The sequence below is a fragment of the Vibrio sp. V39_P1S14PM300 genome, assembly GCF_009904765.1.
GTDB lineage: Bacteria > Pseudomonadota > Gammaproteobacteria > Enterobacterales > Vibrionaceae > Vibrio > Vibrio proteolyticus.
This window is the reverse complement of sequence record NZ_WXWP01000185.1, coordinates 1-4,927: the sequence shown is the minus strand read 5'-3', so window position 1 is coordinate 4,927 and position 4,927 is coordinate 1. Positions and strand designations below refer to the sequence as shown.

Annotated in this window: 5 protein-coding genes; 3 read left to right on the top strand and 2 right to left on the bottom strand. The window is 51.0% G+C overall.

Annotation, left to right across the window (positions count from 1 at the left end):
• The first annotated feature begins 167 nt into the window (after positions 1 to 167).
• Both sppA and ansA read left to right on the top strand, forming a co-directional pair.
• Positions 168 to 2,018 carry a signal peptide peptidase SppA gene (gene sppA, locus CAG65_RS09425; protein ID WP_161453464.1) on the top strand — a complete coding sequence of 617 codons (1,851 nt, stop codon included), beginning with the start codon at positions 168 to 170 and terminating at the stop codon, positions 2,016 to 2,018.
• A 117-nt stretch (positions 2,019 to 2,135) separates the two neighbouring features.
• A complete protein-coding gene (gene ansA, locus CAG65_RS09420) occupies positions 2,136 to 3,149 on the top strand; it encodes an asparaginase (protein ID WP_161453463.1) in 1,014 nt (337 codons plus the stop codon).
• Between the two features lie 59 nt (positions 3,150 to 3,208).
• Here the strand turns inward: ansA and CAG65_RS09415 are convergent, their stop codons facing one another.
• Entirely contained in the window at positions 3,209 to 3,493 is a 285-nt protein-coding gene (locus CAG65_RS09415) for a YeaC family protein (RefSeq protein ID WP_021703947.1), read from the bottom strand.
• Positions 3,494 to 3,594: 101 nt separating this feature from the next.
• On the opposite strand from CAG65_RS09415, the gene CAG65_RS09410 reads away from it, so the two are divergent.
• On the top strand, positions 3,595 to 4,413 hold the full coding sequence (locus CAG65_RS09410; RefSeq protein ID WP_161449036.1) for a DUF2989 domain-containing protein: 819 nt from the start codon (positions 3,595 to 3,597) through the stop codon (positions 4,411 to 4,413).
• 115 nt (positions 4,414 to 4,528) lie between these two features.
• Here the strand turns inward: CAG65_RS09410 and msrB are convergent.
• Positions 4,529 to 4,927 (bottom strand): peptide-methionine (R)-S-oxide reductase MsrB (gene msrB / locus CAG65_RS09405; protein WP_237668791.1); only part of this gene is annotated, 399 nt, incomplete at its 5' end.

Below are 4,927 nucleotides of genomic sequence, written 5' to 3'. Positions count from 1 at the left end.
GACCACAATATGCCTGAGTCAAACAAAAATCAAACAAGCGTTTACATTTTTGTAACACCGATCAATCTTACGGTTGTTCGCATATAATAAGTAACGTAGGATGTAAGCTACTAATAATACTAAATTTACCGTTTAACACGAGTGGCCGTAGCCACTGTGGGGATACGATGAAAAAGATTTTTAAATTTATCGGCCTGATATTTAAAGGGATTTGGAAACTCATCACTTTTTTCCGTCTCGCCATCAGCAACCTTTTCTTCCTCGCCTCTCTTGCCATCATTTACTTCATCTATGTACATTCCCAAGCACCGACACCGGGCATTACTCAGGAATCCGCTCTGGTTCTGAACCTGTCTGGTCCAATTGTGGAGCAAAGCAGTTACGTCAACCCGATGGACTCCTTTGCCGGGTCGCTGTTTGGGCAGGATTTACCACGTGAAAACGTCCTGTTTGATGTTGTCGATACCATTCGCCACGCGAAAAATGATCCGAAGATCAGCGGTATCGTGCTGGCCCTGAGTGAGTTACCTGAAACCAACCTGACCAAACTGCGTTACATTGCCAAAGCGCTGAATGAGTTTAAATCGTCAGGTAAACCTATCTATGCCGTGGGGGATTTTTACAACCAGAGTCAGTACTACCTCGCCAGCTACGCCAATAAGATCTTTTTGGCACCGGACGGGGCCGTGATGATCAAAGGCTACAGTGCATACACACTGTACTACAAAACGCTACTTGAGAAGCTGGACGTCAATACTCACGTCTTCCGCGTCGGGACATACAAGTCCGCGATTGAACCTTTCATTCGTGATGATATGTCAGACGCCGCGCGTGAATCAGCTTCTCGCTGGCTCGGTCAGTTATGGGGCGCCTACGTTGAAGACGTTTCAACGAATCGCCAGATTGAGCCTAAGACGCTCACTCCGAGCATGGACGAGTTCCTGACCGAACTGAAATCCACTCAGGGTGACCTGGCGGCGCTGTCGAAGAAACTCGGCCTGGTGGATGAGCTGGCCACTCGCCAACAAGCCCGCAAGGCGATGATTGATGTATTTGGCAGCGATGGTGAAGACAGCTACAACTACGTGGATTACTACCAGTACGCTTCCAACGTCAAGCCAACGTTCAACGCCGCCAACGACGACATCGCCATTGTTGTGGCGAACGGCGCCATCATGGACGGTTCACAACCTCGTGGCAGTGTCGGTGGCGACACCACCGCGGCCCTGCTGCGTGAGGCGCGCAATGATGACAAAGTCAAAGCCGTTGTGCTGCGCGTAAACAGCCCGGGTGGCAGTGCGTTTGCTTCGGAAGTGATCCGCAATGAAATCGACGCGCTCAAGGCCACAGGCAAACCTGTTGTGGTCTCCATGTCGAGTGTGGCAGCCTCTGGTGGCTACTGGATCTCAATGAGCGCCGACAAGATCGTCGCCCAACCGACCACCCTCACCGGCTCAATTGGTATTTTCAGCGTGATCACCACGTTTGAGAAAGGCCTGAACAAGCTCGGGGTGTACACCGACGGTGTTGGTACCTCACCCTTCTCTGGTGTTGGCCTCACAACCGGTTTGAATGACGGCGCGTCACAAGCTCTGCAACTGGGCATTGAACACGGTTACCAACGTTTCATCAGTCTGGTGGGCAAACACCGCGGGATGAGCGTTGATCAAGTGGATGAGATTGCTCAAGGGCGTGTGTGGACTGGTCAGGATGCCATGCAGCGTGGCCTGGTTGATCAAATGGGTGACTTCGACGATGCGGTGATTCTGGCGGCCAAACTGGCCAATATGGAATCATACAACCTGTACTGGGTAGAAGAACCGCTCTCTCCGGCACAGCAGTTCCTGCAGGATCTGGTTGGTCAGGCCAAAGTGCATCTTGGTCTGGATATCAGCTCGGTACTGCCGGCCTCTCTGGCACCGGTCGCCCGTCAGATTACCCAGGATGCGAACTTGCTGAGCAGCTTCAATGATCCAAAAGGTCAGTATGCGTTCTGCCTGAACTGCGAAGTCCAGTAAATACCACGCAAGCACTGGTACGATTAGGGGCATCTCTGTGCGAGATGCCCCTTTTTCTTAACCAATTATTGGTTATAATCGCCCGCTCTGTTCCCCCTACAATTATGGTTTCTAGCAATGGCAAGAAAACACATATACATCGCCTACACCGGCGGCACCATCGGCATGCAAAAGTCGGATCACGGTTACGTGCCCGTCGCTGGCTTTATGGAAAAACAGCTGGCCAGCATGCCGGAATTCCACCGTCCGGAAATGCCGGAATACACCATTCACGAATACGAGCCACTGATCGATTCTTCGGATATGACTCCGGCTGACTGGCAACAAATCGCGGATGATATCCGGGATAACTACGATAAATACGACGGGTTTGTCATTCTGCACGGTACCGACACGATGGCGTACACCGCATCCGCACTGTCATTCATGCTGGAGAATCTGGGCAAACCGGTCATCGTGACAGGTTCACAAATTCCTCTGGCCGAGCTGCGATCTGACGGCCAGGCCAATTTGTTGAACGCACTGCACATTGCGGCCAATTACCCGATCAATGAAGTGACGCTGTTTTTCAACAACCAGCTGATGCGCGGCAACCGCAGCACCAAATCGCACGCTGACGGTTTCAATGCCTTTACATCTCCAAACCTGCCGCCACTATTGGAAGCAGGGATCAATATTCAGATCAGCAGCAACGTCACCGTTGGCGCTCAGCCTGCCGGTGAATTCAAAGTACATAACATTACGCCTCAACCTATCGGTGTGATTACTATGTACCCGGGCATTTCACATGAAGTGATCCGCAACACACTGCTCCAGCCAGTTAATGCCATGATTCTGCTGACCTTTGGTGTGGGCAACGCGCCGCAAAATCCGGAGCTACTCAGCCATCTGCAAGAGGCTTCAGAACGAGGTGTGATCGTGGTGAATCTGACTCAGTGTCTGGCAGGAAAAGTGAACATGGGGGGGTATGCTACTGGTTGTGCTTTGGCGGATGCCGGCGTGATCAGCGGCTTTGATATGACTCCGGAAGCTGCTCTGGCTAAATTGCATTACCTGCTAAGCCAGAACCTCGGCTATGAGGAAGTAAAAGCCAAAATGCAGCAAGTCCTGCGCGGTGAAATGAGCTTATAACGGCTTCCCGCGTCCGATAACAAAGCCCCTGCAGGAATGCAGGGGCTTTTTAGTTACACTCAGTTTTCGTTGGGGTTCACCCGGACAATATCGCTTTGCCCCGGCTGAAACTCTTTTTTAAGCTCTGCTTTTGACTTAAATTTTATCTCTCCACCGGCCGCAATAGACATGTGGTCTGCTGCCGTGTTGTGTTTTGATTGATACAACATCACAGCTTGCATACAAGAGTCTCGCTGCTCTTGTGAAAGTGGTGTACCTTCAGGCCACTTACCTGTCTCCACCGCATAGGTTAGCCGCTCATAAACCTCAGGTGTGATGGCATTAATTAACTGTTCTGCGTCCATGGTGTATCCTTAAATCATCATTCTTGCACAGAAAATAACGTCTCGGCTTTGTCAGTCAAGGTAGCACGAGCAAATAAGCGTATTTGATCACAAGCAAAAATATGAACCTTCATCGAATTGTCTCTATTACCCTGATAAGTGCCGGCTTGACCGGGTGCTTTGACAGCAGAAAAAACACGGAGCAGCTGTGTAACGATTACCCGGCGCTGCGATGTGAACAGCTGAATGTGGATGACGGCCAGTGTCGGGTGCCCAGAACTAACCTGATTTGGCACCGTTTTGACGTCCTTAAAGATCCGACGGAAAGCCACAAAATCACCGAATACCAGATGGTCACGGAGTACCGCCGCTGTCTTGAACTGGCGGCACAAATCCAACCCATCGATCAGAGCGCTCTCAAGCGCAAGCGTTTTGAAGCTCTCGTGCACTCCGGTGAAGAACAGGAACGCATCGTACAGGAACTGAGTGACTCCACCGAACCGGAAACACTCTACTTCCTATGGAGTCAGATTGGTGACAATAATGCACGCCGTCAGTTTCTTCAGTTGGAAGGTTCACCAGAACTGGAAACCGCCCATCTGCAGTACGCGTTAGCGACGTTTTATACCAGCCGCGACAGCGCCAAAACCGTTACCTTGCTCAATCGCTCGCTGGAGTTGTCCGGTGCCGATGATGTCAACACCGAGATTTTCAAATCGCTGGCCAGTACTTACTACAAGCTCAATCAGAAAGAGAAGGCTTATATCTGGACTCGGGTCGCCGAGCGGTTTGATATCAACGTGGCCTCTCAGCCAGAACTGCAACTGTTGTACGGGTTCGACCAGGCGACTTACACTCGTCTGGATATGCTGGCCAACGAGGTTGAAGATGCCATCAGACAGGGCAATTATCGCTCAAGCCTTATCCCCAATACCTTTTGAGGTCTAAAAAAGCCGCTCTGTTTGGAAGCGGCTTTTTGTTGGCTTGCGAGCGGAAGTGTCAGTTCCTCCCGCTACCCCGTCGATAAAATGAAAGGATTTAACACTAAGGTGTCATTCAGCGACAGGTTTGATCACTTTTGTTGAAAATTAACGACACAGAATTTACACAAAATCGGTCCCCTGTCGTCTTGGGTCCATCAGGGAAAACATGCCCCAGATGGCTGTCGCAAGCCGCACAGCGAATCTCAGTTCGCACCATTCCGTGACTCAGATCTTCCAGATATCGGATTGCATCCGGATCGATCGGCGCATCAAAACTAGGCCAACCGCATCCCGAATCGTACTTGTTTTCGGAGTGGAACAGCGGTGCCTGACAACAGGTACATTCGTAGATGCCAGTATCTCGGTTGTGGAGTAGCTTACCGCTGAACGGGGCTTCGGTGCCTTGCTTGCGGCACACGTTATATGCCTCTACTGACAGGGTCTCACGCCAGTATTCATCAGGCTTCTCTAT